Consider the following 25,065-nt stretch of genomic DNA (forward strand, 5'->3'; position numbering starts at 1 on the left):
GGGCCGCCCGGACCCCCTGGCGGCCCTACCGTCGACACATGCGAGTACTGATCACCGGCGGGGCCGGGTTCATCGGGTCGCACGTCGCCGACGAGCTCACCTCCCAGGGCCACGACTGCGTCCTGCTGGACGCCCTGCTGCCCGAAGCGCACGGAGCCGCACCGGTGCTGGACCACGAGCTGGTCGTCGGCGACGTCGCCGACCCGGACGTGCTGCGACCACTGCTGTCCACAGTGGACGCGGTCTGCCACCAGGCCGCGATGGTCGGGCACGGGGTCGACCCGTTCGACGCGCCCTCCTACGCCCGGCACAACGACCTGGGCACGGCGGTGCTGCTGGCCGAGATGCACCGGGCCGGGGTGTCGCGGCTGGTGCTGGCGTCGTCGATGGTCGTCTACGGCGAGGGCCGGTACCGCTGCCTGACGCACGGGATCGTGCGCGGGGAGCGGTCGCCCGCCGACCTCGCCGCCGGCCGGTACGAGCCGAGGTGCGCCTGCGGTGACTTCCTGGTGCCCGAGCTGGTGCCGGAGGACGCGCCGCTGGACCCGCGCAGCACGTACGCGGCGACCAAGCTGGCCCAGGAGCACCTGGCGGCGGCGTGGGCGCGGCAGACCGGCGGCAGCGTGTGGGCGTTGCGCTACCACAACGTCTACGGCCCGCGGATGCCGCGCGACACCCCCTACGCCGGGGTGGCGTCGATCTTCCGGTCCGCGCTGCAGAACGGCCGCGCGCCGCGGGTGATGGAGGACGGCCGGCAGCGCAGGGACTTCGTGCACGTGACCGACGTGGCACGGGCGAACGTGCTGGCGCTCTCGTCGGCACGGCCGGGGTTCGAGGCCGTGAACGTCTGCTCGGGCTCCATGCACACGATCGGCGACCTGGCGTTCGCGCTGGCCGACGCGTGCGACGGACCCGCCCCGCAGATCGTCGGTGGTGCCCGGCCCGGCGACGTGCGGCACGTCGTCGCCTCGCCCGCGAAGGCGGCCGACGTGCTGGGGTTCGAGGCGTCCGTGCGGTTCGAGGACGGGGTGCGGGCGTTCGCGGTGGACCCGTTGCGGGCGGCGGTCACCAGTTCGTGAGCACGAGGTGGTTCACCGCGAGGGCCGTCAACGCCTGCGCGGTGAGCCACCTCCTGCGGTGGTCCAGCCTGGCCGCGCCGACCATGAGCCAGACGGCGAACGGCAGCCAGATGCGTTCGGTCTCGGCCTTGCTCAGCCCGGACAGGTCGGCGGCCAGGACCGCGATGCCGGCGGCGACGACCCACCTGTCCCTGCGCAGCCCCTGGATGCCGGCGGGGCCGAGCACGAGTGCGAGCGCGGCCAGGTTCGCCCAGACCCAGTACCAGTACGGCCGGACGTCGCCGATGCCCTGGTAGTAGCGGAGCTTGACGAGCTCGTAGCCGTCGAGCCACCAGAACCCGGCGAGCGCGAACGCCGCCACGACCGCGAGTGCGCCCGCGACCGCCCAGCCGATCCTGCGCCCTGCCGCCACGATCGCCAGCGGGGCGAGCAGCACCAGGCCGTAGGACAGGAACACGCACCAGCCGAGCACGACCCCGCCGAGCAGCGGCCACCGGGTGAGCAGGTAGAGGCCGACCGCGGCGACGCCCATGAACATGCCGTCCGCGGACGCGCCGACCCACACCGCACCGGGGAACAGCACGAGGTACGGCAGCACCGCGGTGTCGCCGAGGGCCTTGGGGATCGCGACGACGGCGAGCGAGCCGACGAGAACGCAGAAGAGGGAGGCGGCCGCTCCCCCGCCGAGCCCGATGCGGTCCAGCGCGACGAACGTGAGCAGCGCGCCCGGTGGGTGGCCGGAGACGTGCGTGGTCCACGAGTCGGGCTGGAAGTCGGGGATGCGGTGGGCGAACTCGCGCACCATCGCCGGGACGTCCGTGATCTGGGGAACCTCGTGCAGGTACTCGTCCTCGGTGGTGAGCCGGGTGGTGAAGTGGTCCCAGCCGTCGACCATGGCCAGCGAGAGGGTGAACGCCACCGACGTCGCGTAGGCGATCGGGAGGGCGTGCCGGTGCCGGGCCAGCTCGGGTCCCTTCGCCACCACGAGGAAGGCGAGGAGGACCGCGGCGGGCGTGCCGGGTCCGACGTGGGGCCGCCAGTCGCCGAAGAGCGGCGCGGCGGAGGCGAAGAGCAGACCGGGGTGGTTCAGGTTGACCAGCAGTCCGGTGACGACGGCGGCGACGACGAGCAACCCGGCGACGAGGAGGCGCACCGCTCCCAACCTAGGGGGTCCCGGGCGGTGTCCGCCAAGGGCGCAAGACAACCGTAAGAACTCTTCCGCGCGTCACAATTCCGTAAGCACCACAACACTTTCCGCCGGTCCAGGATGGACCGCATGGATGTCGTCCTGCCCTGCCTCGACGAGGCCGCCGCACTGCCCGCCGTGCTGAGCTCCCTGCCTCCCGGACACCGCGCGATCGTCGTGGACAACGGCTCCGGTGACGGGTCTCCCGCCGTGGCCCGCGAGCTCGGCGCCCTGGTCGTGCACGAGCCCCGCCGCGGTTACGGGGCCGCCGTGCACACCGGGCTGCTGGCCGCCACCTCCGACCTCGTCGCGTTCGCCGACTGCGACGGCTCGCTGGACCTCGCCGAACTGCCGGCGATGGCCGCCCTGCTGCCGTCCTGCGATCTCGTCGTCGGCCGCCGGGTGCCGGTGTCGGCGGGCGTGTGGCCGTGGCACGCCCGCGCCGGCAACGCCGTGATCGCCTCCCTGCTGCGCCGCCGCGGCCTCGCCGTGCACGACATCGCACCCCTGCGGGTGGTCAGGCGGGAAGCGTTGCTGGCGCTGGACGTGCGGGACCGCGCGTTCGGCTACCCGCTGGAGCTCCTGGTCCGCGCGGCCGCCGCCGGGTGGCGGGTGCGCGAGGTCGACGTCGCCTACCGGCCGCGGGCCGCGGGGACGCGGTCGAAGGTGTCCGGCTCGGTGCGCGGCACGCTGCGGGCGGCGCGGGACATGGCGGGGGTGCTGCGATGAGGTTCTGCCTGCTGGTCATGGCGAAGTCCCCGGTGCCCGGCCAGGTCAAGACGCGCCTGTGCCCGCCGCTGACGCCCGAGCAGGCCGCGGAGGTGGCGGCGGCGGCGTTTCTCGACACGATCGACGCGGCCCTGGCGACTCCCGGCGCGGTGCCGGTGGTGGCGCTGGCCGGGGTGGTGCGGCGGGAGGACGTGCGGGACGCCCTGGGCGGGTGCGTGGTGGTCCCGCAACGCGGCCGGAGCTTCAACGAGAGGTTGGTGAACGCGCACGCGGACGTCGCGCGGTTCGGGCTGCCGGTGCTGCAGGTCGGCATGGACACACCGCAGGTGACGCCGTCGTTGCTGGCGTCCGCGGCGGAGTTCGACGAGGCGGCGCTCGGGTTCGCACTCGACGGCGGCTGGTGGGCGCTGGGGTTGCGGGACCCGCTGCGGGCCTCGGTCCTGCTGGACGTGCCGATGTCGCGGGACGACACCGGGGCGCGGACGCTGGAAGCGTTGCGGGGGATGAAGGTCGACGCGCTGCCGCCGTTGTCCGATGTGGACACCGTGGCGGACGCGCTGACGGTGGCGGCGCAGGTGCCGGGGTCGCGGTTCGCGCGGGTCCTGGGGCGTCTCGGCGCGGCGTCGGCCTCGCGCGGCGCGGTGGTGGCGCGATGATGTTCGACCAGGCCCTCGACGGCCACCCCGGCTGGCTCGACCTGCCCGGCACCGCCCCGCGCCCGCTGCCGGTCGCCCGCTGGCACGCCGACGCGGACGACGGCGACGACGCCCTGCTCGACGCGTGCACCGGGCCCACCCTCGACGTCGGCTGCGGCCCCGGCCGGCTCGTCGCGGCACTGCTCGCGCGCAACGTCCAGGCGCTCGGCGTCGACGTGTCGCCCGTGGCCGTCCGGCGCACCACCGACCGCGGCGGTCTCGCCCTGCGGCGCGACGTGTTCGACCTGCTGCCCGGCGAGGGCCGCTGGCAGCACGTGCTGCTCGCCGACGGCAACATCGGCATCGGCGGCGACCCGGCCGCGCTCCTGCTGCGGGTCCGGCAGTTGCTGCGGACCGGCGGAACCGTCGTCGCCGAGGTCGAGACGCCCGGTTCCGGCCTCACGCGGGGGCAGGCGCGGGTCCGGGCCGGCGGCGAGCCCGGCCCGTGGTTCCCGTGGGCGTGGAGCGACGCCGACTCGGTGCCCGCGGACGGGTTCTTCCGGTTGTGGCACCGGGAACGGGCCGGCCGCTGGTTCGCCTGCTGGGAGCGGCTGTGAGGACCCCCGCCTTCCGGTCGCCCGCGCACCACACCGGTGTCACCAGCCGCGTCGGCACGTGGCTGGGCATCACGTTCGGCCTGTGCTTCGTCACCGGCCTGCTCAGCCACGGCGTGCAGCACGACTGGCCGTGGCCGACCCGCCCGGTCGACCTCTACCGGGTCACGCAGGGCGTGCACGTGCTGTCCGGCGTGGCCTCGATCCCGTTGCTGCTGGCCAAGCTGTGGTCGGTGTACCCGAAGCTGTTCGAGCGGCCGCTGGTCGGGTCCGTGCCGCACGCGCTGGAGCGCGGCTCGATCCTCGTGCTGGTCGCGGCGTCGTTCTTCGAGGTCGTCACCGGGTTGTTCAACGCGGCGCAGAACTACCCGTGGTCGTTCTACTTCCCGGCCGCCCACTACGCGGTGGCGTGGATCGTGATCGGCTCGCTGCTCGTGCACATCGCGGTGAAGATTCCTCTCATCCGGCGTTCGCTCGAACCCGCTTCCGAGCACAGGACTGTCCTGTCCCGCCGGGCTTTCCTGCGCACGACCGCGCTCACCACCGGTGTCGCCGTGGTCGCGACAGCGGGTGTCACGGTGCCGTGGCTGCGCAAGGTCTCCGTGCTGGCTTGGCGTTCCGACGGCGCACTGCCGGTGAACCGGACCGCGCGGGCCGCGAACATCGTGGTGCCACCGGACTGGAAGCTCGAAGTCGGTGACCGCGCCTACTCGCTCGCCGAGCTGCGGGCCATGCCGCAGACCACCGTCGAGCTGCCCATCGCGTGCGTGGAGGGCTGGAGCCAGACCGCGACCTGGACCGGTGTCCGGGTGCGCGACCTGATCAGCGGCGGTGACGTCCGCGTCGAGTCGCTGGAGGAAGACGGGCTCTACCGGGCGACGACGCTGCCGGAGGCGTTCGCGCGGGACCCGCTGACCCTCCTCGCGTTGCGGCTCGACGGCGAGGAGCTCAGCTCCGACCACGGGTTCCCGTGCCGGCTCATCGCGCCCAACCGGCCGGGCGTGCTGCAGACCAAGTGGGTCACGTCCCTGGAGGTCCGGTGAGGACCGCGCTCGCCCTCGCCGGCATCGGACTCGGCGCGTGGGGTGCGTGGCTGCTGCTCCCCCAGGTCACCGCGGAGCTGCTCGCGTGGCTCGGCGGCGGTGTCGTGCTGCACGACCTCGTGATCGCTCCGCTGGTCGGTGCGTCCGGTCTCGTCGTCAAGCGCGCGTCGGTCGGCATCGGCCTGACGGTCTCCGGTGTGGTGCTGCTGATCGCGATCCCGGTGCTGTGGCGGGAGCACAGCGGGCCGGTGAACCCGGGGCTGCACGACCGCGACTACCCCCTCGGAGTCGCGGTCGTGCTGGGCCTGGTCTGGGCGGCGGTGGCGCTACACGAGGTCGCGGCGCACCTTCAGCAGCGTCGCCGTGCCCGCGAAGAACACGACGTAGCCGGCGAGGAGCAGCGCGGCGGTGGGTCCGCCCAGGTCGGTCAGCACGCCGGGGGCACCGGTGCCGCCGACCGCACCGGCCAGGTTGCCGGCCGAGCCGCCGGGCAGGACCTCGGTCAGGTCACCGACCGGGCCGAGCAGCGACCCGACGCCGCGCAGCAGGTTCTCGACGACGATCGCCCACATCAGCCCGAGCCCGACGGCCAGCGCGGGTCCCCTGGTGAGCACGCCGAGGAACACGCCGAAGGCCGTCCACATCGCGGCGATCAGCAGTGACGCGCCCAGCGCCTCCAGGGCACCGGTGCCCGGCAGGTTCCAGTCCCAGCCCTCCAGCGACGCCACGGTGACGGCCGCGCCGAGGTCGACGACGAACGTCAGCGCCACCAGGACGACCACGACGATCCCCAGCGCGCCCAGGGTGCCCGCCATCGCGGACACCCGGCGCGGACCGGCGGTCAGCGTGGTCTTCCAGGTGCCCCAGCCGTACCCGGAGCCGACCGCGAGCGCCGCCAGCACCAGGATGATCGCGCCGCCGAACATCGGCAGGCCGCGCACGACGGCGGCACCGACGTTCTCCGGCTGCATCGCGCTGACCAGCTGCTGCTGGGTGAGGTCGCGGGTGGTGGAGCCGCCGTTGAGGGCGAGGTAGTTGAACACGTAGCCGAACGTCAGCGTCAGCACCAGCCAGAGGCCGACCAGCACCCACGTCGCCGGCCACTTCCACAGCCGCAGCAGCTCCGCCTTCACGCTGCCCATCACGCCGCTCCCGTCATCTCGAAGAAGACCTCTTCCAACGTCCGGCGCAGCGGCCGGACCTCCTGCACGTCCACGTCGGCGTGCACGAGCGCGCGCACCAGCGCCCCGGCGTCCGGCTCCCGCACGTGCAGCACGTCGCCGCGCAGCTCGCTGCCCTCGATGAGCACGTGCGCCTTCTCGATCGGGTCGGCCTTGACCAGCAGCACGCTGTCGCCGCGCAGCTGCTCGACCGTGCTCTCGGCGACGAGCTTGCCGTTCGCGATCACGCCGACCCGGTCGCAGATCTCCTCGACCTCGCCGAGCAGGTGGCTCGACAGCAGCACGGTCTGGCCCTGCGCGGACAGCGCGCGCACCAGGTCGCGCATGTCGGCCATGCCCGCCGGGTCCAGGCCGTTGGTGGGCTCGTCGAGGACCAGCAGTTCCGGCTGGCCAAGCAGGGCAGCGGCGACGCCGAGCCGTTGTTTCATGCCCAGCGAGTAGCGGCGGAACTTCTCGTTCGCGGCCGTGGTGAGGTCGACCTGGTCGAGTGCGGCCTCGACGTCGGCCCGGCTGGCTCCCCGGCGGGCCGCGTGCACCCGCAGGTTGTCGCGGCCGGACAGGTACGGGTAGAAGCCCGGCCCCTCGATCAGCGACCCCACCTTCAGCAACGCCGCCGGGTCGCCCGGTGGCCGCCCGAGCACGGTCGCGGTGCCGCTCGTCGGCCGCACCAGGCCCAGCAGCATGCGGATCGTGGTCGTCTTGCCCGCGCCGTTGGGGCCGAGGAACCCGTAGACCTCGCCCCGCCGCACGGACAGACCGACCTCGTCCACCACGGCGCGGTCGCCGTAGCGCTTCGTCAGCTTCTCCGTCGTCACGATCATGCGGCCAAGCCTGTGCCTGGCAGAGACTCCGGTCGTCCGCTCCGGAGCGGCAGGAAGATACGCACATCTGCGTACGTCCCCGGTCGTATCGTCGGCGGCATGCGCATCAAGTGGCAGGACATCGCGCTGACCGCGGCGCTGGTGTTCTTCGGACTGGGCGGCACGCGGTTCGCCGCGCGGTGGCAGACCGGCTCGTTCGAGGTGGACGTCCTCGCGTACGTGCTGATCACCGTCGCGGCCGCCGGTCTGCTGCTCCGCTCGACCCGTCCGCTGTGGACGGTGGGGATCACGACCGCGGCCATCACGGCGTACCTGGCGATGGGGTACCCGTTCGGGCCGGTGCTGGTGAGCGGGGTCGCCGCGATGTACGCGGTGGCGGTGTACGCGCGGATCGAGCTCGCCGCCGCGAGCGTCCTGGTGTACGCGCTGGCGATCCTGCCGTGGTGGAACGACTCGGTGACGTCGTGGATCACCTGGTCGGCGGGCTGGATCCTGCTGCCCGCCGCGGCCGGTGTGCTGATGCGGCTGCGCCGGCGGTCCGCTGTGGACGTTCGCGAGCGGGCCGTGATCTCGGAACGGCTGCGCCTGGCCCAGGAGGTGCACGACGTCGTGGGCCACGGCCTGTCGGTGATCGCGATGCAGGCCGGGGTGGCGCTGTACGTGCTGGACAGGGACCCGGTGAAGGCCCGCGCGTCGCTGGAGGCGATCCGCGCCACCTCGAAGGAGGCGCTGGAGGGCCTGCGGTCCGAACTGGACACCCTGCGCAGCTCGGCACCGTTGCGGCCCACCACCTCGCTGGCCGACCTGCCGGCGCTCGCGTCCCGGATGCGCGAGGCGGGCTTGGAGGTGTCGGTGGAGGCCGACGGGGTCGCCGTGCCCGGCACCTACGAGCTGGCCGCGTACCGGATCGTGCAGGAGTCGCTGACGAACGTGCTGCGGCACGCCTCCCCCGGCGTCACGGCGGCGGTGAAGGTGTACGAGGCGCGCGGTGTGCTCGTGGTCGAGGTGAGCGACACCGGCACGCCGGGACCGGTCGAGGAGGGCTACGGCATCACCGGCATGCGGTCGCGGGCCGAGGCGCTGGGCGGCACGCTGGAGATCCGCACGACGCACGGCTTCACGGTCGTCGCACGGATACCGTTGCCCGCATGATTCGCGTGGTGGTGGCCGACGACCAGGCCCTGGTGCGGATGGGGCTGCGGACGCTCATCGAGACCGAGGACGGCGTCCAGCTCGCCGGTGAGGCCGCGGACGGGCGCGAGGCGCTGGGGCTGATCCGGTCGCTCAAGCCGGACGTGGTGTTCCTCGACATCCGCATGCCGCTGATGGACGGCCTGGAGGTGCTGCGCCGTGTCTCCTCCGACCCCGCACTGGCCGAGGTCAAGATCGTCATGCTCACGACGTTCGACCTCGACGAGTACGTGTTCGAGGCGCTGCGCACCGGCGCGTCCGGGTTCCTCGTGAAGGACTCCGACCCCGCCGACCTGCTGCGCGCCGTGCACGTGGTCGCCGACGGCGGCTCGCTGCTGTCCCCGTCGGTCACGCGCAGGGTGATCGACCGGTTCGCCTCGGGCGCGAGCGCGCGACCCGTGCCGCACCTGGACAAACTGACCGACCGCGAACGCGAGATCATGCGTCACGTCGCGTCCGGCGCGTCCAACGACGAGATCGCGGCCACGCTGGTGATCTCCCCCGCGACGGTGCGCACGCACGTGTCGCGGGCGATGGTGAAGCTGGGGGCCCGCGACCGGGCCCAGCTCGTCGTGTTCGCCGTGCAGTCCGGCCTGACCTGAGCAGGTTTTCAGCTGTTGTGCCTGTGCCGCCCCTGGCTTTGCCGGCGTCAGCAAGGAGGGGGCGGGCAGGACTTCTGGGCAGGTGCTCAGACGGCCGGTGGGCGATCCTCGTACGGAGTGGACAGCACGACCGTCGTGCGGGTCGACACGTTCGCCGACTCGCGGATCTTCTGCAGCAGCTCCTCCAGCGCCACCGGCGAGGCCACCCGGACGCGCAGGACGTACGAGGCGTCCCCCGCGACCGAGTAGCAGGCCTCGATCTCCGGCAGGTGCTCCAGCCGCCTCGGGTAGTCGTCCGGCTCGGAGGGGTTGATCGGGAAGAGCGAGATGAACGCGGACATCGGCAACCCGACCTCCGCGCCGTCCAGCCGGGCCGCGTAGCCCTTCACGATGCCGCGCTGCTCCAGCCGCTTCACCCGCTGGTGCACCGCCGACACGCTCAGGCCGACGCGTTCGGCCAGGTCGGTGAAGCTGCAACGGCCGTCGGCCGCGAGCTCCTTCAGGATCGCTCTGTCGATCTGCTCGAGGGTCAAAGCACCACCAGCTCGTGAGGTCGGTTGTTGAAGGACTCCACGCCGTCCTCCGTCGCGACGACGATGTCCTCGATGCGAGCACCCCAGCGGCCGGGCAGGTAGATGCCGGGCTCGACGCTGAAGGCCATGCCCGCTTCGAGCGGCAGCGCGTTGCCGCTGACGATGTAGGGCTCCTCGTGCACGTCCAGGCCGATGCCGTGGCCGGTGCGGTGCACGAAGTACTCGCCGAAGCCCGCGTCGGTGATGACCTGGCGGGCCACGTCGTCGATCTGCTCGCAGGTCACGCCCGGCTTGACCGCCTCGACGGCGGCCTTCTGCGCGGCCTGGAGGACGGCGTAGGTGTCCCACACGTCGTCGTGCTTCGGCTCACCCATGACGTACGTGCGGGTGGAGTCGGAGTTGTAGCCCTCGGCGACCGGGCCGCCGATGTCGATGACCACGACCTCGCCCGCCTCAATCACGCGGTCGGAGTCGCGGTGGTGCGGCGACGCGCCGTTCGGGCCGGAGCCGACGATCACGAAGTCCGCGACCGTGTGGCCCTCCTCCACGATGGCGGCGGCGATGTCCTTGGCCACCTCGCGCTCGGTGCGGCCGACGCGCAGGAACTCGCCCATGCGCGCGTGCACCCGGTCGATCGCCTGACCGGCCTTGCGCAGCGCGGCGACCTCGCTCGCGTCCTTGCGCATGCGCAGCTCGCGGATGATCGGGCCGGCCAGCGACTGCGGCCCGCCGATGGCGTTGCCGAGCTTGATGGTGTGCAGGGCGGGCATCATGTCCGCCACGGCCGTGCGGTTGCCCTTGACCGCGGCCTTGACCAGTGCGTACGGGTCCTCGCCGTCGACCCAGGTGACGACCTCGACGCCGAGCTCGTCGGTCGGGATGCCCGCGTAGCCGGGCTGCTCCAGCTTCGGCACCACGAGCGTGGGCGTGCCGTCGACCGGCAGCGCGAGGCACGTGAGCCGCTCGAACGAGTCGCCACCGGCACCGATCAGGTACCGCAGGTCCGAGCCGGGCGAGATGAGGAGGGCGTCCACGCCCGCCTGCCGCGCGGCGGCGGAAGCGCGGTCGAGCCGCGCACGCAGCGCGGACACGTCGATGGGCCCGGTGATCGTTGCCATGGGCCGAAGCCTAGTAGCTTGTCGGGTTGTGAGCTTCTCCCTGGTGCTGCTCGACTCCGCGAGCCTCTACTTCCGGTCGTTCTACGCGCTGCCGGACTCGATGACCGCGCCCGACGGCACGCCGGTGAACGCCGTGCGCGGCTTCGTCGACACGATCGCCCGTGTCATCACCGACCGCGGCGCCGCCCGCCTGGTCGCGTGCCTGGACGCCGACTGGCGCCCCGAGTTCCGGGTGAAGGCGCTGCCCTCCTACAAGGCCCACCGCGTCGCTTCCGATGCCGGCGACGGGTCCGAGGAGGTGCCGGACATCCTCACGCCGCAGATCCCGATCATCCTCGACGTGCTGGACGCGGCCGGCATCTGCACCGGCGAGGCCACCGGCTACGAGGCCGACGACGTGATCGGCGCCCTCGCGCACCACGAGAAGAAGTCACCCGTCGAGGTCGTCACGGGCGACCGCGACATGTTCCAGGTCGTGCGTTCCGAACCGACGCCCGTGCACGTGCTGTACGTGGGCCGCGGCTGGAACAAGGTCGAGGTTCTCGGCCCCGAGGAGCTGGCCGCCAAGTACTCGCTGCCGGTCGAGAACGCCGGCTCCGCCTACGCCGACATGGCCGTGCTGCGCGGCGACCCCTCCGACGGCCTGCCGGGCGTGGCGGGCATCGGCGAGAAGACCGCGGCGAAGCTCATCACCGAGTTCGGCTCGCTCGACGCCGTCCTGAAGGCCGTGGCCGACCCGATGGACCGCAAGCTCACCACCAAGGCCCGCAACGCCCTGATCGCCGCAGAGGAGTACCTGGCGGCGGCACCGGTGGTCGTGCGCACGGCCCTGGACGCACCGGTGGTGCTGGACCGGTCCGACGAGGTGCCGCGGGTGCCCGCCGACCCCGAGCGGTTGCGGGAGCTGACGCAGCGCTGGGGGTTGGGCTCGTCGGTGCCGCGCCTGGTGAACGCGATGGAGCGGCGCGCCTAGAAGAACGTGCCGCAGTACGGGGCCCGCGCGACGGCGAACAGCGCGTCGGCCTCGGCCAGCTTCGTCCCGGTGAGCCAGCCCGTCGCGGCGAGCTGCGAGAACGTCGTGTCCCCGAAGTAGCACGCCCCCAGCAGGTCGACCGGCACCGTGACGTCCGCGGCCGCGTCGACCCGCTCCACGCCGTCGGGCGTCACCCGGTAGCGGCCGTCGTTGGCGGGCAGCAGCCTGTCCCGCACCTCGACGACCACCGGGTCGGCGTGGCCGTACGTGCGGGCGGCGAGCATGCGCGGCACGTCGGTCAGCCGCAGCCAGACCTCGTCGAACACGTCCTTGGTCCGCACCACGCGCGGGTCCTCGAACAGCCACGTCACCGGCTCGTCGAGCGGCACCTCGCACTCGATGTGGTCGACCAGGTCCAGCCGTGCCGCGTAGCGCCACAGGTCGCGCCACGCCGCGGGGGTGGCCGCCACGAAGTCGTGGATGGACAGCCGGTGCTTGAACTCCTCCTCCGTCTTCACGACGTAGGTCAGGAAACCGTCGTCACCGCCGGGTCCGGTGTGGACGACGGTGACCGAGTTCTCCGCGTCACCCTTGCGGTCGCGGGCACGGGCCCACCAGCCGGTCCAGCGGCCGATCTGGCCGGGGCGGGTGAGGCCGAGGGTGGCGTGCAGCTCGGGCAGCAGCTCGTCGGCGGTGTCCTGGTCGAGCATCCGCACGCGACCGGTCGGCGTGCCGGGGACGACGGCTTTCCGCGCATCGATCTCGACGAGGCGGACGCGACCGGCCAGGCCGTAGCCGAAGCGGCCGTAGATGCGTCCCTCGGAGGCGCGCAGGGTGGCGACGGGGTCGGGCAGCGTGGCGAGTTGTTCGCGCATCAACGCCGTCAGCACGCCACGGCGCGTGTGGTCGGCACGCACGCCCACGCGTGACACGGCGGCATGCGGGACCACGGCGCCGCCGGGCACCACGAGAGAGGAGCCGAACGACTGCGTGGTGCCGACCATCTCGTCACCGTCGAACGCGGCGAGCACGCGACCGGGCTCGTAGGACGCCTTGATGACCTCCCACTGCTCGTCGGTGGGCGGGCCCCAGTGCATGGCGCGGCGGAACACGCCGCTGTGGGTGCGGAACTGCGCTTCGTCGGTGAGCACACGGATCTCGGTCACGACCGCGATCGTGACCCAGCACGACCGCGGACGCACCTCAGTTTCCGCACCGGCCGCCGTGAACGCGGACCAACGCGAAGAAGACCTTCCCCCGGCAACGCCGCGGGAAGGTCTTCCGGAAACTTCCGCAGGTCAGCCGGTGGGCTGGCCGACCTCGTACTCGCCGTCCTCGGTCTTGACGACGATCTTGACCTTCTTGTCCTTGCCGCCGACCTGCACCTTGCACTCGAACGAGGTGTTGGGCTTGACCTCGTTCTCACCCGAGCAGGTCGCGCTGCCGACGTCGGAGATCTTGTACTCGTCCTTGAGGATCTGGACGATGCCGTTCTGCACCGAGGTGTTGTCGAAGACCTTCTTCTTGAAGAACGCCGGCGACACGAACCCGGTGAACAGCACACCGCCGACGATCAGCACGACGACGACCGCCGCGACCCAGATGGCCGCGCTGGACTTCTTCTTCTGCTGCACCGGCGGGCCGTAACCCGGCTGCTGGCCGTACGGGTTGGGCTGCTGACCGTACTGCTGCGCCTGCTGGCCGTACGGGTCCTGCGCCGGGTTGCCGTAGGGGTTCGACTGCGGGGCCCCCTGCGGCACGCCGTACTGCTGCGTCTGCTGCTGCGACGGGTCGAACCCGGGGTACGGCTGCTGCGGCTGGCCCTGCTGGGGCTGCTGCGGCTGGCCGTACGGGTTCTGAGCCGGGAAGCCGCCGGACGGGGTGCCGGGAGGGAAACCGCCACCGTAGGGCTGCTGCGGCTGCTGCGGCTGGCCCCAGGGCTGCTGTGGATCGTTCCCTCCGGACGGTCCGTACGGGCTGCTCATCTGTCGACCTCCGTGTGTACGACGTTGCGGCGCGATCCAACCACACCGTTGTGGTCAGTCTTCACTCCGACTCGCAAAACCTTTGTCAGGCGAACGTCACATCATCGCCACGACACCGCGCCGCAGCGCGTCGACCGCCTTCGAGGCGGCCGCCCCGACCGGGTCGCCCTTGCCGGACACGTCGCGGATCTGGTCGAGCAGGTCGATGACCTGCCGGCACCAGCGCACGAAGTCACCGGCACCGAGCTCGTTGCCGCCCGCCTCCGCGGCGCTCAGCACCTTCTCCAGCGACTCGCCGCGCGCCCACCGGTACACCGGCCACGCGAAGCCGGGGTCCGGCTGGCGGGTGATGCGTTCGAGCTTCAGGCGGCGCTCGTCGTCCTCGATCTCCGCCCACAGCCGCACGGTCTTGAGCATCGCGTCCGCGACCGGGCCCTGCGGCAACCGCGCCTCGACCGGACCGTCCCGCCGCGCCTCGTAGACCAGCGACGACACCACCGCCGCCAGCTCCTCTGGCTTGAGACCCTTCCACAGGCCGTGGCGCAGGCACTCGGCGGCCAGCAGGTCCGACTCGCTGTAGAGCCTGGTCAGGCGCTTGCCGGCGGCCGTGACCTCGTCGACCTCGCTGAGGTAGCCGCGCTCGCGCAGCAACGCCCTGATCCGGTCGAACTGGCGGGCCAGCGAGTGCGTGGTCGCCGCGACCTTGCGCTCCAGCTGCTCGGTCTCGGCCAGCAGCCGGTGGTAGCGCTCCCCCCACCGGGCGTGGTCCTCGCGCTGGTCGCAGCCGTGGCACGGGTGCGCGCGCAGGGCCCGGCGCAGCGTCGCGAGCTCGGGGTCGTCGTCCGCGGTGGTCTTGCGGCGGCCGCGCGAGGGCACCGTGATGCCCGTGTTGCGGATCGTCGCGGCCAGGTCGCGCCGCGACTTCGGCGACCGCACGTCCACCTGCCTGGGCAGCCGCACGTGCCCCAGCACCTCGACCGGTGCCGGGAAGTCCGCCGACGTGAGCCGGCCCGACCAGCGGTCCTCGGTGACGACCAGCGGCCGCGCCTCGCCCAGCGGCTCGATGCCGGGGTCGATGACGACCGCGAGACCGGACCTGCGCCCCGACGGCACCGCGATCACGTCGCCCTTGCGCAACGTCTCCAGCGACTTCGCCGTCTCGATCCGCCGCGCGTTCGTGTTCTGCTTCGCGAGCTGCTTCTCCCGGTCCGCGACCCGCCTGCGCAGCCCCGCGTACTCCGCGAAGTCGCCCAGGTGGCACGTCATGGACTCCGAGTAGCCCGCCAGCGCCTCCTTGTTGCGCTCGATCCGCCGCGCCAGGCCCACCACCGAGCGGTCGGCCTGGAACTGCGCGAACGACTGCTCCAGGATCTCGCGCGCGGCCGAGGCGCCCAGCTGCGACACCAGGTTGACGGCCATGTTGTAGCCGGGCCGGAACGACGAGCGCAGCGGGTACGTGCGCGTGGAGGCGAGCCCGCCGACCGCCTTCGGGTCGATGCCCGGCTGCCACACGACGACCGCGTGGCCCTCGACGTCGATGCCGCGGCGGCCCGCCCGGCCGGTCAGCTGCGTGTACTCGCCCGGCGTGAGGTCGACGTGCGCCTCGCCGTTGTACTTCACCAGCTTCTCGAGCACGACCGTGCGCGCCGGCATGTTGATCCCCAGCGCCAGCGTCTCGGTGGCGAACACGACCTTCACCAGGCCGCGGACGAACAGCTCCTCGACGGTCTCCTTGAACGCGGGCAGCAACCCGGCGTGGTGCGACGCGATGCCCCGCTCCAGCGCCTCCCGCCACTCCCAGAACCCGAGCACCATCAGGTCGGCCTCTGGCAGGTCGCGGGTCTTCTCGTCGATGATCCGGCGGACCTCCTCGGTCTCCTCCGGCGTGTTGAGCCGCAACCCGGCCCGCGCGGTCTGCGCGACCGCCGCGTCGCACCCGGCCCGGCTGAACACGAACACGATCGCGGGCAGCAGGCTCGCGTTGTCGAGCCGTTGGATCATGTCGATGCGCGAGGGCGGCTTGAACCCGCTGCCGCGCGCCGGCCTGCCGGGACCACCGCCGCCACCGCGGTTGCGGCCGCGGCTGAACGGCACGTGGTAGCGCGCCAGCTCCTCGGTCTTGCGCAGCACCTGCGAGTTGATCCGCGCGTGCGTCTCGTCGCCCTCGAACAGGTCGAGCATCTGGTTGCCCACCAGCATGTGCTGCCACAGCGGCACCGGCCGGTGCTCGTCGACCACCACCGCCGTGTCGCCGCGCACCTCGACCAGCCACTCGCCGAACTCCTCGGCGTTGCTGACCGTCGCGGACAGGCCGACCACCTGCACGTGCTCCGGCAGGTGCAGGATGACCTCCTCCCACACCGGGCCGCGGAACCGGTCGGCGAGGTAGTGCACCTCGTCCATCACCACGTACGCGAGGCCGTCCAGAGTGGACGAACCCGAGTACAGCATGTTCCGCAGCACCTCCGTGGTCATCACCACGATCGGCGCGCCACCGTTGATGCTCGTGTCGCCCGTCAGCAGGCCGATGTTCTTCGCGCCGTAGCGCGCCGTGAGGTCGGCGAACTTCTGGTTCGACAGCGCCTTGATCGGGGTGGTGTAGAAGCACTTGCGGCCCTCGGTCAGCGCGAGGTGCACCGCGAACTCGCCCACGACGGTCTTGCCGGCACCGGTCGGGGCGCAGACGAGCACTCCGTGACCGTCCTCGAGGGCCTCGCAGGCCTGGCGCTGGAACGGGTCCAGCTCGAAGGAGATGACGGAGCCGAAGTCGGTCAGCTTGGGCCGCTGAGCGTTACGCCGTGACTGGGCGTAGGCCTCGGCCGGGGACCGCGAAGCACGTGACACCCCTCCAGGCTGTCACACACCACCGACAATTGCCGCCGAGATAGATTAACTTCAGCCCTCACTGAACCCATAAACCCCACTGCCTCCGCCAAGCCCACCGCAGTTCTTCCTGTCACGCGGGGGCCCCGCGTTCCCCTGTGGGTAACGCGGGGCCCCCGCGTGCGCCAGGAGAGTACGAAAGCTCCCCGCGTGCACTCAGAACGTGCGCTGGACGCGGTCGGCCACCAGCTTCACGAAGCGAGACGGGTCGGCCAGCTCGCCGCCCTCGGCCAGCAGGGCCAGGCCGTGCAGCAGCTCGGCCGTGTCGGTCAGCGAGTCGCGTTCACCCGCGGCGAACGCCCGGTGCAGGCCCTCGACCAGCGGGTGGGACGGGTTCAGCTCCAGAATCCGCTTGATCTTCGGCAGCTCCTGCCCCATCGCCTTGTACATCTTCTCCAGCGTGGGCGTGATGTCGTGCGCGTCGCCGACCACGCACGCCGGCGAGGTCGTGAGGCGCGAGGAGAGCCGGACCTCCTTGACGCTGTCCTCCAGCAGGCCCTGCAGCCACATGAGCAGGTCGCCGAACTCCTCGGCCTTGGCCGCGGCCGCCGACTTCTCCTCCTCCGTCTCCAGGTCCACCTGGCCCTTGGCGACGGACTGGAACGGCTTGCCGTCGAAGGAGGGCACCGACTCCGGCCACATCTCGTCGATGCCGTCGGTGAGGATCAGCACCTCGTAGCCCTTGGCGCGCAACGCCTCCATGTGCGGCGAGTGCTCCACGGCGGCGCGGGACTCACCGTTCATGTAGTAGATGTGCTCCTGGCCCTCCTTCATCCGCGACACGTAGTCGGCGAGCGTGGTGGGCGCGTCGGCCGAGTGCGTGGACGCGAACGAGCAGATCTCCAGGATCGCGTCGCGGTTGTCGGCGTCGGCGAGCAGGCCCTCCTTGAGCGCCGCGCCGACCTCGCCCCACAGCTTGGCGTAGTCGTCGGGGCGGTTGCCCTGCAACGCCTTGATCGAGGACAGCACCTTCTTCACGAGCCGGCGGCGCATCAGCTGGATCTGGCGGTCCTGCTGCAGGATCTCCCGCGAGACGTTCAGCGACAGGTCCGCCGCGTCGACGACGCCCTTCACGAACCGCAGGTACTCGGGCATGAGCTCGCGGCAGTCGTCCATGATGAAGACGCGCTTGACGTAGAGCTGCACACCGCGCCTGGCGTCGCGCATGAACAGGTCCATCGGGGCCTGCGCGGGCAGGAACAGCAGCGCCTGGTACTCGAACGTGCCCTCCGCCTGCATGCGGATGGTCTCGAGCGGCGCGTTCCAGTCGTGGCTGATGTGCCGGTAGAACTCGGCGTACTCCTCCTCGGTCACCTCGGAGGCCGGGCGCGCCCACAGCGCCTTGCGGGAGTTGATCTCCTCACCGCCCAGGCGCACCGGCCAGGTGATGAAGTCGGAGTAGCGCTTGACGATCTCGCGGATCTTCGCCGGCTCGGTGTAGTCCGGCAGCTGGTCCTCGTCGTCGGACGGCTTGAGGTGCAACGTGACGGAGGTGCCCTGCGGCGCGTCGTCGACCTCGTCGATCGTGTAGGTGCTCTCGCCGGTCGACTCCCAGCGCACGCCCTTCTCGGCGTGCGGGTGCTTCGTCACCAGCGTGACCTTGTCGGCCACCATGAACGACGAGTAGAAGCCGATGCCGAACTGGCCGATCAGGTCCGAGGCGTTGCCGGACTGCTGTTCCTTGAGCTTGCCCAGGAACTCGGCGGTGCCGGACTTCGCGATCGTGCCGATCAACCGGACGACGTCCTCGCGCGTCATGCCGATGCCGTTGTCGCGCACGGTCAGCGTGCGCTCGGCGGGATCGGACTCGATGACGATGTGCAGGTCGTCGGTGTCGGCGACCATGTCCTTGTCGCGGAAGGACTCCAGCCGGAGCTTGTCCAGCGCGTCCGAGGCGTTCGACACCAGCTCGCGCAGGAACGTGTCCTTGTTCGAGTAGATCGAGTGGATCATCAGCTGCAGCAGCTGGCGAGCCTCGCTCTGGAACTCCAGGGTTTCCATACATCCCTACCGAAAAGATCAAAGCGGACCGAACAGCCCTATAAGTTAGCGACCCACGACGGTGAGCGCGTCAGGAACCGTCCGAACGGAGATGGGCAACGCCTCTTGACGCTCGCCGTCGGCGTACGCGACCCAGCCGTTGCCCCCGGCCAACGAGACCTCACGGGCGCGGAACGTGCGCACCGCCGGATGGTCGGTGTGCCGGCCCGTGCGCAACGTGGGCAGCATCCGCACCAGCATCGAGCGGCTCGCGCGTTCCACGACGGTCACGTCGAACAAGCCGTCGGCGGCGTCGGCGTCGGGGCACACCGGGATGCCGCCGCCGTAGTTCGGCGTGTTGCCCACCGCGACCAGCGTCGCGTCCAGCGAGAACGTCTCGGACTCGGTCGTGACCAGCAGCGGAGCCGACCGCAGTGACGCGAGCTCGGCCAGCACGGCGAGGTCGTAGCGGCGCGGGCCGGCGGGCCAGCGCATCACGTTCGCCCGCTCGTTCACCGCGGAGTCGAAGCCCGCGCACAGGACCGTGGCGAACCACTGGCCGGTGGACAGCCGACCGAGGTCGAGGGTCTTCTTCGTGCCGTGGACGACGTCCTCGACCGACCGGGACCCGATGGCGTTGGCCAGGTCGTTGCCGGTGCCCGCCGGGACGATCCCCAGTGCCGTGGACGTGCCCGCGCACGCCTGGATGCCCAGGTGGGCGGCACCGTCACCGCCCAGCACGACCAGCAGGTCGACGCCGTCGGCGACGGCTTGGCGCGCCAGCGCGAGCGTGCCCCCGGCGTCGTGGGCGACGAGCTGGCGCAGCTCGGAGACGTGCGGCCGCAACGCGGCGGCGGTAGACCCGGCGATCCGGGCCGCCCGCCCCTTGCCCGACGCGGGGCAGACCAGCAGGGCCGCCCGCGTCACGTGGCGTCGTCGTAGTTCACGCGCTTCGCGGGTTCCGAAGCGACCGCCTTCTGCCCGGCGCCCTTGTCGTCGGCGTCGTTGCCGTCGGCGTCGGACGGCGTGTAGTGGAACGGCGCCGCCTCGTTGTCGTCCAGCGCGTCCCAGCCGTCGGCCGCGCGCAGCCTGGCGGCGCGCCGGTCGTGGATCCTGGCGATCTGGATGGCCATCTCGAACAGCAGCGACAACGCGATCGCCAGCGCGATCATCGAGATCGGGTCGGTGCCCGGCGTCGCGATCGCGGCGAACACGAACAGGCCCATGAGCAGGCCGCGCCGCCACTTCGAGAGCGCCTCGTAGGTGATCACGCCCGCCCGGTTCAGCATCACGACCACGAGCGGCAGCTCGAAGCTGACGCCGAAGATGAAGAGCATCGTGATGATGAACGAGATGTACTTCTCACCGGTCAGCGCGGTGATGAAGTTGTCGCCACCGAAGCTGATCAGCACCTGCAGGCCCTGCGGCACGACCCAGTACGCGAGCACCGCGCCCGCCGCGAACAGCACGGCGGCGAACGAGACGAAGGTGCGCGCGAAGTTGCGCTCCTTCGCGTACAGGCCGGGCGTGATGAACGCCCAGAACTGGTAGAGCCAGAACGGGCTGAGCAGCACCGCACCCGCCGCCGCACCGACCTTGAGCCGGATCATGAAGACCTCGAACGGCTCGGTCTGCAGCAGCTTGCAGCCCTCCTCGCCGGGGAACTTGACCCGGTAGGGCTCGAGGTCGGGCTGGCAGTAGGGGCCGGTCATGATCTCGCCCAGCGACGGGACCGGCCCCAGCCGCACGTCGAACCAGATCCAGCCGAAGATGGCACCGATCGCGATGATCAGCATCGCCAGGCCGAGCCGGTGCCTCAGCTCGTACAGGTGATCCTTGAGCGACATGGTGCCGTCGGCGTTGGCTCGACGGCGCTTGGCGCGTTCCCGGCGCTCCGCGAACCACCGGAACGGACTTGCCACCTCGGTGACCGTCCTTACGAAGTCGGAGACCGGGGGAGGTCAGTTGATGTTGTTGGCCTTGTTCTGCGCGGTCTGCTCGATCGGGGGCGCCACCTGCGGCTGCTGCACGACGGGCTGAACGGGCTGAACGGGCTGCTGCACCTGCGGCTGGGCCGGCGGCAGCTGCTGGACGGGCTGCTGCACCACGGGCTGCTGCTGGACCGGCGTGTCGTCCGCGTCCTGGTCGCGCAGGCCCTTGGTCTCCGCCTTGAAGATCTTGGCCGACTTGCCGAGCGAACGGGCCATGTCGGGAAGCTTCTTCGCACCGAACAGCAGAATGATCACCACTGCGATGATGATCAGCTCGGTGGGTCCGAGGTTACCCATTGGTGATCCTCCTGTCTCCCCCGCCACGACGATCGTACGCGGGGTCGTCCCTGGTGGGGACCTGTTCCGTGCGCCGCCGCTCGGCGAGGGCCACCTTCAGCGCTGCTGATCGCGCCTTGAGCAGGCCCACTCCGTCGCCGACCCTGTCCCCCACCAGAGTGCGGGCACTGGCGAATCGACGCAAGGATCGGAGGACCAGCCTGCCGATCACGACGAGCACGATCAGGCCGAGGACGAGCAGCGCCAGGGTCGGTGTGTACGGCACGACCCCACGTTATACGGCTCAGGTGGACAGCAGGTGATCTGCCCGGCGCAATGCCTCCTCTGCCCGCCGGACCACCTCGGCCGCGAGCTCCGGCGGCTGTTCGACGTGCACGTCACCGCCCAGCCCGAGGAGCAGGCGAACCATCCACGACGGGTCGTCGTAGCGCATGAGGACACGCGTGCGGCCGTCGGAGATCTCCGCCGCGTGGTCCACCGGGTAGTACTCCGCCACCCAGTGCGCGTCCGGTTCGAGCAGGAGGACCGCGATCTTCTGGTTGTCCCTCGGCTGGAACAACCCCTCCGATGTGTCGGTGTGCTTGGCGTGCGGCGGTGGTACGCTCGCCTCGTCCAGGACCTCGACCCCGTCGATGCGGTCGAGCCGGAACAACCGCACGCCGAGCGCGGACCGGCACCACGCTTCGAGGTAGCCGCGGCCTTCCAGCAGCAACAGGCGCATCGGATCGACCACACGGTCGCTCATCGCGTCGTGCGACTGCGAGTAGTAACGGATGCGCACGGCCCGTTCGCGCTTCACGGCGTCCTGCACGGCCGCGCGGATCTCGGCGGTCTCCTCGCGCTCGAACGCCGCGAGCCCCACGACCATGCCCGCGGGCTGGGCCTTGCCGACCGCCGACTCGATCTTGGCCAGCGCCCGCTGCACGGCGTCGGTGTCGACGACGCCCGGGGTGTCCGCGAGCGCCCGCAGCGCCACGAGCAGCGACGACGCCTCCGCCGCGGTGAGCCGCAGCGGCCGGTTCATGCCCGCGTCGAAGCTGACGGTGATCGTCTCGCCCTCGAAGCTGAGGTCGATGAGGTCGCCGGGGCCGTAGCCGGGCAGCCCGCACATCCACAGCAGCTCGAGGTCCTTGCGCAGCTGCTTCGGGGTGATCCCGAAGTCGGCGGCGGCCTCCTTGACGGTGATCGCCGGCCGGTTGAGCAGGTACGGCACGAGTGCGAGCAGCCGCGGCAGCCGTTCGTTGGACGCGGTCACCGCGCTCCCTCCAGTGCACCCTGCAGCCGGTCGCGGACGCTCTTGGCGAGCACCTCGGGTTCCAGCACGACGACGTCGGGCCCGAACCCGGCCAGCCACTTGGCCGCCGAGTCGGGGAACTTCAGGTCGATCTCGACGACGTCGCCGCCGTCGCGGTGCTCCACGACCTTCGCGTGCCTGCGCACGCCCTGCGCCCTGCCCTTCGCGACCCAGATCCTGGCCGGCGCCGTCTCGTGCGGGTCGGCCTGGGTGCGGGCGATGAGGCTCATCAGGTCGGTGCCCTCCGGCACGGTGAACGCGCCGGGCCTGCCGACGGTCCTGACCTGCCCGACCACCCGTGACAGGCGGAAGCAGCGGGTGTCGCGGCGTTCGCGGTCCCAGCCGACGAGGTACCACTTGCCGCGCCACGCGACCACGCCCCACGGTTCGACCGTGCGCTCCTTCTGCCCGCCCGGCGGTGGCTTGCGGTAGTCGAACGCGACGGCCTGCCCAGCCTGCACCGCCTGCAGCAGCGGCGGGAACGCGGGCTCGTTGGCCCTGACCTTGGGCTCGACGGCCGCGGGCGCGTCCTGGTCGACGTCCACACCGGCCGCGCGCAGCTTGATCAGCGCACCGTGCACTGCACCCGTGAGCTGCGGTGAGTCCCACAGCCGTGCGGCCAGCGCGACGGCGGCGGCCTCGTCGGGTTCGAGGTCGATGTCGCCGAGCTCGTAGTCGCGGCGCGCGATCCGGTAGCCGTCCTCCGCGCCCTCGACGTTCGACTGGCGGCCCACCTCCAGCGGCACGCCCAGGTCCCGCAGCTCGGACTTGTCGCGTTCGAACATGCGGAAGAACGCCTCGTCCGTCGGCGCTTCGTGATAGCCGGGGACGATGGCGCGGATGCGCTCCGCTGTCAGGTACTGGCGGGTCGACAGCAGGCACAGCACCAGGTTGACAAGGCGTTCGGCGCGTGCGATGGCCACGGCAGTAACCCTAACCTCGCGCGTGCTGAAACCTAATCACCACCTGTCGTGAACGGTCCGTTCAGCGCACTGCGCGCGTTGACCCGCACGTCACAGCAGTGTGCGCAACTCTCTTACGAGCTCGTCCGGCGCTTCCTCGGCCACGTGGTGCCCGGAGTCGATGGGCCGCACACGGACGTCGTCGGCCCATTCGCTCCAGATGCCCGGCAGGTCGTCGTAGAGGTCGCCCAGGTCGTCCTTGGTCGACCACAGCGCGAGCACCGGGCACGCGATCTTGCGCCCGTTGGCGAGGTCCTCGTCGTCGTGCGCGCGGTCGACCTCCAGCCCGGCTCGGTAGTCGCCGCACATGGCGTGCACGGTGTCGCGGTCGTTGATCGCGCGCTGGTAGTCCGCCCAGTTCTCGACCCCCATGGCCGCGGGCGTGTCCCGGTACCGCCCGCCGTACCAGAGGCCGGGGTCCTGGCTGATCATCGCGGCCGCGATGTCCTGCTGCGCGAGGAAGAACCAGTGGTACCAGGCCTGCGCGAACCGCGCGTCGCACCGCGCCAGGTGCGCCCCGACCGGCAGCCCGTCGAGCACCGCGAGCCGCGTGACCCGTTCGGGGTGGTCGAGCGCGAGCCGGATGGCCGCGGCCGCACCCCGGTCGTGCCCGACGACGGCGAACCGCTCGTGGCCGAGTTCGCGCATGAGCCGCACGAAGTCGCGGGCCATCGCCCGCTTCGAGTAGTCGCCGGGCTTGCTGGACTCGCCGTAGCCGCGCAGGTCCGGGCACACCACGGTGTGGTCGGCCGCGAGCTGCGGCGCGACCCGGTGCCACGTCGTGTGCGTGCGAGGGTGGCCGTGCAGCAGGAGGACCGGCGGCCCTGCACCACCGGTCCTCACCCGCAGCACTGCCTCGCCGACATCGATGCGGCGCAACGAGAATCCCTCGAACACGCGCCCTGGTTACCCCACCGCACCGCAAGCGGAAACTAGTTCCGCCCCACCCGTCCCTTCTCCCCCGCGGCCCAGCAGGCCCCGCCGACGCAGTCGACCGTGTCGAAGCTGCCCGCGTCGGCCACCCGCCAGCTCTTCCCGTCCCCGGACACGTCCGTCCCCGACGGACCGACCGCGACGAGCCCGTTGCCCCGGTAGGCGATCCCGGACCGGTACCCGACCGGAGCCGTCGTCCCGGCCTTCCAGCCGCGTCCGTCGTTGGTGGCGAACGCCGGCGTCGGATCCGTCGGCTTGAGGTAGTCGCCGCCGATCGCCACGCCCCGCCACGGCGTCTTGAACGCCACCGCGAACACCCCGGCCGCCTCCCCCGCCGGCAGCGGCACCTCATCCGCTCGCCACGACCTGCCGCCGTCGCGCGACTCCAGCACCCGTGCCTGCGCACCGCCGCCGGTGGCGATCCAGGCGTGGTTGCCCGCCGTCGTCACGCACTGCCCGGACGCGGCGAACGCGAACTCGCCCGGCAATGCGTCCGGCATGCCCTTGGGGTCGTTGACGTGCCACGACCGGCCGCCGTCCCACGTCCTGAGGACCCGGAACTTCCCGTCCACCGGGTCGCTCAACGCCAGCCCGCGGAACCGGTCGAAGAACGCCATGCAGTCGTAGAACGCCTTGGGGTCGGTGTTGCGGAACTCCTCCTGCCACGTCTTGCCGCCGTCGCTCGTGCGGTAGATCCGCGACGTCTCCCCTTCACCGATCGACAACGCCACCGCGGTGCGCGCGTCGAAGGACTCGATGTCGCGGAAGTCCAGCGCGGCGGTGCCCGGCGGCGCGACGGACTCCCACGTCCGCCCGCCGTTCGTGGTGCGCAGGACGGTGCCCTTCGACCCGCTGACCCACGCGACCTGGCCGTTCACGGCGGACAGGCCGCGCAGCCGCGCGTCGGTGCCGGTGGGGGTCAGCTCCCAGTAGGGGTCCGGGGCCGCTGCCGCGACCCCGGGCAGGAGCAGAAAAGCAGCGAGTGCCGCCGCGATGATCCTCATGCGACGGCACTCTGCCAGTTCTCACAACGCT

At 71.6% G+C, this 25,065-nt stretch carries 25 protein-coding genes; 8 read left to right on the top strand and 17 right to left on the bottom strand.

The window, feature by feature from the left end:
- The first annotated feature begins 38 nt into the window (after positions 1-38).
- Positions 39-1,079 carry an NAD-dependent epimerase/dehydratase family protein gene (locus ACVDFE_RS32975; protein ID WP_458433268.1) on the top strand — a complete coding sequence of 347 codons (1,041 nt, stop codon included), beginning with the start codon at positions 39-41 and terminating at the stop codon, positions 1,077-1,079.
- On the opposite strand, the gene ACVDFE_RS32980 is transcribed toward ACVDFE_RS32975, so the two are convergent.
- On the bottom strand, positions 1,066-2,232 hold the full coding sequence (locus ACVDFE_RS32980) for a hypothetical protein (RefSeq protein WP_360387405.1): 1,167 nt from the start codon (positions 2,230-2,232) through the stop codon (positions 1,066-1,068). The genes ACVDFE_RS32975 and ACVDFE_RS32980 overlap by 14 nt on opposite strands.
- Before the next feature lie 123 nt (positions 2,233-2,355).
- On the opposite strand from ACVDFE_RS32980, the gene ACVDFE_RS32985 reads away from it, so the two are divergent.
- From ACVDFE_RS32985 to ACVDFE_RS33000, 4 genes are read left to right on the top strand one after another with little or no spacing between them, the layout of a single operon-like run.
- Positions 2,356-2,994: a glycosyltransferase family 2 protein gene (locus tag ACVDFE_RS32985; protein WP_360387402.1), complete on the top strand. Its 639-nt coding sequence runs from the start codon at positions 2,356-2,358 to the stop codon at positions 2,992-2,994.
- A complete protein-coding gene (locus ACVDFE_RS32990; RefSeq protein ID WP_458433271.1) occupies positions 2,991-3,650 on the top strand; it encodes a TIGR04282 family arsenosugar biosynthesis glycosyltransferase in 660 nt (219 codons plus the stop codon). Before ACVDFE_RS32985 ends, ACVDFE_RS32990 begins: the two co-directional genes overlap by 4 nt.
- Positions 3,647-4,246, top strand: a complete 600-nt coding sequence (locus ACVDFE_RS32995; RefSeq protein ID WP_458433272.1) for a methyltransferase — start codon at positions 3,647-3,649, stop codon at positions 4,244-4,246. The genes ACVDFE_RS32990 and ACVDFE_RS32995 overlap by 4 nt, the downstream gene beginning before the upstream one ends.
- Positions 4,243-5,286 (top strand): molybdopterin-dependent oxidoreductase, encoded by a 1,044-nt coding sequence (locus ACVDFE_RS33000; protein WP_458433274.1) that lies wholly within the window; start codon positions 4,243-4,245, stop codon positions 5,284-5,286. Before ACVDFE_RS32995 ends, ACVDFE_RS33000 begins: the two co-directional genes overlap by 4 nt.
- A gap of 326 nt (positions 5,287-5,612) precedes the next feature.
- Here ACVDFE_RS33000 and ACVDFE_RS33005 read toward each other — a convergent pair whose 3' ends face one another.
- On the bottom strand, positions 5,613-6,428 hold the full coding sequence (locus ACVDFE_RS33005) for an ABC transporter permease (RefSeq protein WP_458433275.1): 816 nt from the start codon (positions 6,426-6,428) through the stop codon (positions 5,613-5,615).
- The gene (locus ACVDFE_RS33010) at positions 6,428-7,288 is read right to left on the bottom strand and encodes an ABC transporter ATP-binding protein (protein ID WP_458433276.1); all 861 of its coding nucleotides are present in this window, start codon (positions 7,286-7,288) and stop codon (positions 6,428-6,430) included. Before ACVDFE_RS33010 ends, ACVDFE_RS33005 begins: the two co-directional genes overlap by 1 nt.
- A 99-nt stretch (positions 7,289-7,387) precedes the next feature.
- Here ACVDFE_RS33010 and ACVDFE_RS33015 point away from each other — a divergent pair, with 99 nt between their 5' ends.
- Entirely contained in the window at positions 7,388-8,440 is a 1,053-nt protein-coding gene (locus ACVDFE_RS33015) for a sensor histidine kinase (protein ID WP_458433277.1), read from the top strand.
- Positions 8,437-9,081: a response regulator transcription factor gene (locus tag ACVDFE_RS33020; RefSeq protein WP_360387381.1), complete on the top strand. Its 645-nt coding sequence runs from the start codon at positions 8,437-8,439 to the stop codon at positions 9,079-9,081. The genes ACVDFE_RS33015 and ACVDFE_RS33020 overlap by 4 nt, the downstream gene beginning before the upstream one ends.
- Positions 9,082-9,167: 86 nt before the next feature.
- Here ACVDFE_RS33020 and ACVDFE_RS33025 read toward each other — a convergent pair whose 3' ends face one another.
- Positions 9,168-9,614: an Lrp/AsnC family transcriptional regulator gene (locus ACVDFE_RS33025; protein WP_360387378.1), complete on the bottom strand. Its 447-nt coding sequence runs from the start codon at positions 9,612-9,614 to the stop codon at positions 9,168-9,170.
- Complete coding sequence (locus ACVDFE_RS33030; protein WP_360387375.1) at positions 9,611-10,732, bottom strand: M24 family metallopeptidase; 1,122 nt, start codon at positions 10,730-10,732, stop codon at positions 9,611-9,613. Before ACVDFE_RS33030 ends, ACVDFE_RS33025 begins: the two co-directional genes overlap by 4 nt.
- Between ACVDFE_RS33030 and ACVDFE_RS33035 the strand changes: the two genes are divergently transcribed.
- Positions 10,731-11,705, top strand: a complete 975-nt coding sequence (locus tag ACVDFE_RS33035) for a 5'-3' exonuclease (RefSeq protein ID WP_458433278.1) — start codon at positions 10,731-10,733, stop codon at positions 11,703-11,705. The genes ACVDFE_RS33030 and ACVDFE_RS33035 overlap by 2 nt on opposite strands.
- Here the strand turns inward: ACVDFE_RS33035 and ACVDFE_RS33040 are convergent.
- The 12 genes from ACVDFE_RS33040 to ACVDFE_RS33095 all read right to left on the bottom strand — a co-directional run bounded on the left by ACVDFE_RS33040 (position 11,702) and on the right by ACVDFE_RS33095 (position 25,034).
- Positions 11,702-12,871, bottom strand: a complete 1,170-nt coding sequence (locus tag ACVDFE_RS33040; RefSeq protein WP_458433279.1) for a GNAT family N-acetyltransferase — start codon at positions 12,869-12,871, stop codon at positions 11,702-11,704. The two genes, ACVDFE_RS33035 and ACVDFE_RS33040, sit on opposite strands and share 4 nt — an antisense overlap.
- 132 nt (positions 12,872-13,003) lie before the next feature.
- Positions 13,004-13,690 (bottom strand): DUF4333 domain-containing protein, encoded by a 687-nt coding sequence (locus tag ACVDFE_RS33045; protein WP_360387366.1) that lies wholly within the window; start codon positions 13,688-13,690, stop codon positions 13,004-13,006.
- Between the two features lie 96 nt (positions 13,691-13,786).
- A complete protein-coding gene (locus ACVDFE_RS33050; RefSeq protein ID WP_360387363.1) occupies positions 13,787-16,534 on the bottom strand; it encodes a DEAD/DEAH box helicase in 2,748 nt (915 codons plus the stop codon).
- A gap of 195 nt (positions 16,535-16,729) precedes the next feature.
- The gene (gene htpG, locus ACVDFE_RS33055) at positions 16,730-18,574 is read right to left on the bottom strand and encodes a molecular chaperone HtpG (protein ID WP_458433280.1); all 1,845 of its coding nucleotides are present in this window, start codon (positions 18,572-18,574) and stop codon (positions 16,730-16,732) included.
- Between the two features lie 45 nt (positions 18,575-18,619).
- Entirely contained in the window at positions 18,620-19,480 is an 861-nt protein-coding gene (locus ACVDFE_RS33060; RefSeq protein WP_458433281.1) for a diacylglycerol/lipid kinase family protein, read from the bottom strand.
- The gene (gene tatC / locus ACVDFE_RS33065) at positions 19,477-20,400 is read right to left on the bottom strand and encodes a twin-arginine translocase subunit TatC (RefSeq protein WP_360388362.1); all 924 of its coding nucleotides are present in this window, start codon (positions 20,398-20,400) and stop codon (positions 19,477-19,479) included. Before tatC ends, ACVDFE_RS33060 begins: the two co-directional genes overlap by 4 nt.
- A gap of 114 nt (positions 20,401-20,514) precedes the next feature.
- Positions 20,515-20,841 carry a Sec-independent protein translocase subunit TatA gene (gene tatA / locus ACVDFE_RS33070; protein WP_360387355.1) on the bottom strand — a complete coding sequence of 109 codons (327 nt, stop codon included), beginning with the start codon at positions 20,839-20,841 and terminating at the stop codon, positions 20,515-20,517.
- Positions 20,834-21,106 carry a bacteriophage holin gene (locus tag ACVDFE_RS33075; protein WP_360387352.1) on the bottom strand — a complete coding sequence of 91 codons (273 nt, stop codon included), beginning with the start codon at positions 21,104-21,106 and terminating at the stop codon, positions 20,834-20,836. The genes tatA and ACVDFE_RS33075 overlap by 8 nt, the downstream gene beginning before the upstream one ends.
- Positions 21,107-21,124: 18 nt before the next feature.
- Complete coding sequence (locus ACVDFE_RS33080; RefSeq protein ID WP_360387349.1) at positions 21,125-22,096, bottom strand: helix-turn-helix transcriptional regulator; 972 nt, start codon at positions 22,094-22,096, stop codon at positions 21,125-21,127.
- Complete coding sequence (locus ACVDFE_RS33085) at positions 22,093-23,058, bottom strand: helix-turn-helix transcriptional regulator (RefSeq protein ID WP_360387347.1); 966 nt, start codon at positions 23,056-23,058, stop codon at positions 22,093-22,095. Before ACVDFE_RS33085 ends, ACVDFE_RS33080 begins: the two co-directional genes overlap by 4 nt.
- Before the next feature lie 90 nt (positions 23,059-23,148).
- Complete coding sequence (locus tag ACVDFE_RS33090) at positions 23,149-23,994, bottom strand: alpha/beta fold hydrolase (RefSeq protein ID WP_458433282.1); 846 nt, start codon at positions 23,992-23,994, stop codon at positions 23,149-23,151.
- 35 nt (positions 23,995-24,029) lie between these two features.
- Positions 24,030-25,034, bottom strand: a complete 1,005-nt coding sequence (locus ACVDFE_RS33095; protein ID WP_458433283.1) for an oxidoreductase — start codon at positions 25,032-25,034, stop codon at positions 24,030-24,032.
- Between the last annotated feature and the right edge of the window lie 31 nt (positions 25,035-25,065).

The sequence above is a fragment of the Lentzea chajnantorensis genome (assembly GCF_054300775.1).

What these genes read in the sequence shown, in the direction of transcription:
- ACVDFE_RS32975 (WP_458433268.1), top strand. Translation starts at nt 39, where the DNA reads ATGCGAGTACTGATCACCGGCGGGGCCGGGTTCATCGGGTCGCACGTC.
- ACVDFE_RS32985 (WP_360387402.1), top strand. Translation starts at nt 2,356, where the DNA reads ATGGATGTCGTCCTGCCCTGCCTCGACGAGGCCGCCGCACTGCCCGCC.
- ACVDFE_RS32990 (WP_458433271.1), top strand. Translation starts at nt 2,991, where the DNA reads ATGAGGTTCTGCCTGCTGGTCATGGCGAAGTCCCCGGTGCCCGGCCAG.
- ACVDFE_RS32995 (WP_458433272.1), top strand. Translation starts at nt 3,647, where the DNA reads ATGATGTTCGACCAGGCCCTCGACGGCCACCCCGGCTGGCTCGACCTG.
- ACVDFE_RS33005 (WP_458433275.1), bottom strand. Translation starts at nt 6,428, where the DNA reads ATGGGCAGCGTGAAGGCGGAGCTGCTGCGGCTGTGGAAGTGGCCGGCG.
- ACVDFE_RS33010 (WP_458433276.1), bottom strand. Translation starts at nt 7,288, where the DNA reads ATGATCGTGACGACGGAGAAGCTGACGAAGCGCTACGGCGACCGCGCC.
- ACVDFE_RS33015 (WP_458433277.1), top strand. Translation starts at nt 7,388, where the DNA reads ATGCGCATCAAGTGGCAGGACATCGCGCTGACCGCGGCGCTGGTGTTC.
- ACVDFE_RS33020 (WP_360387381.1), top strand. Translation starts at nt 8,437, where the DNA reads ATGATTCGCGTGGTGGTGGCCGACGACCAGGCCCTGGTGCGGATGGGG.
- ACVDFE_RS33035 (WP_458433278.1), top strand. Translation starts at nt 10,731, where the DNA reads ATGGGCCGAAGCCTAGTAGCTTGTCGGGTTGTGAGCTTCTCCCTGGTG.
- ACVDFE_RS33030 (WP_360387375.1), bottom strand. Translation starts at nt 10,732, where the DNA reads ATGGCAACGATCACCGGGCCCATCGACGTGTCCGCGCTGCGTGCGCGG.
- ACVDFE_RS33045 (WP_360387366.1), bottom strand. Translation starts at nt 13,690, where the DNA reads ATGAGCAGCCCGTACGGACCGTCCGGAGGGAACGATCCACAGCAGCCC.
- htpG (WP_458433280.1), bottom strand. Translation starts at nt 18,574, where the DNA reads ATGGAAACCCTGGAGTTCCAGAGCGAGGCTCGCCAGCTGCTGCAGCTG.
- tatC (WP_360388362.1), bottom strand. Translation starts at nt 20,400, where the DNA reads ATGTCGCTCAAGGATCACCTGTACGAGCTGAGGCACCGGCTCGGCCTG.
- tatA (WP_360387355.1), bottom strand. Translation starts at nt 20,841, where the DNA reads ATGGGTAACCTCGGACCCACCGAGCTGATCATCATCGCAGTGGTGATC.
- ACVDFE_RS33095 (WP_458433283.1), bottom strand. Translation starts at nt 25,034, where the DNA reads ATGAGGATCATCGCGGCGGCACTCGCTGCTTTTCTGCTCCTGCCCGGG.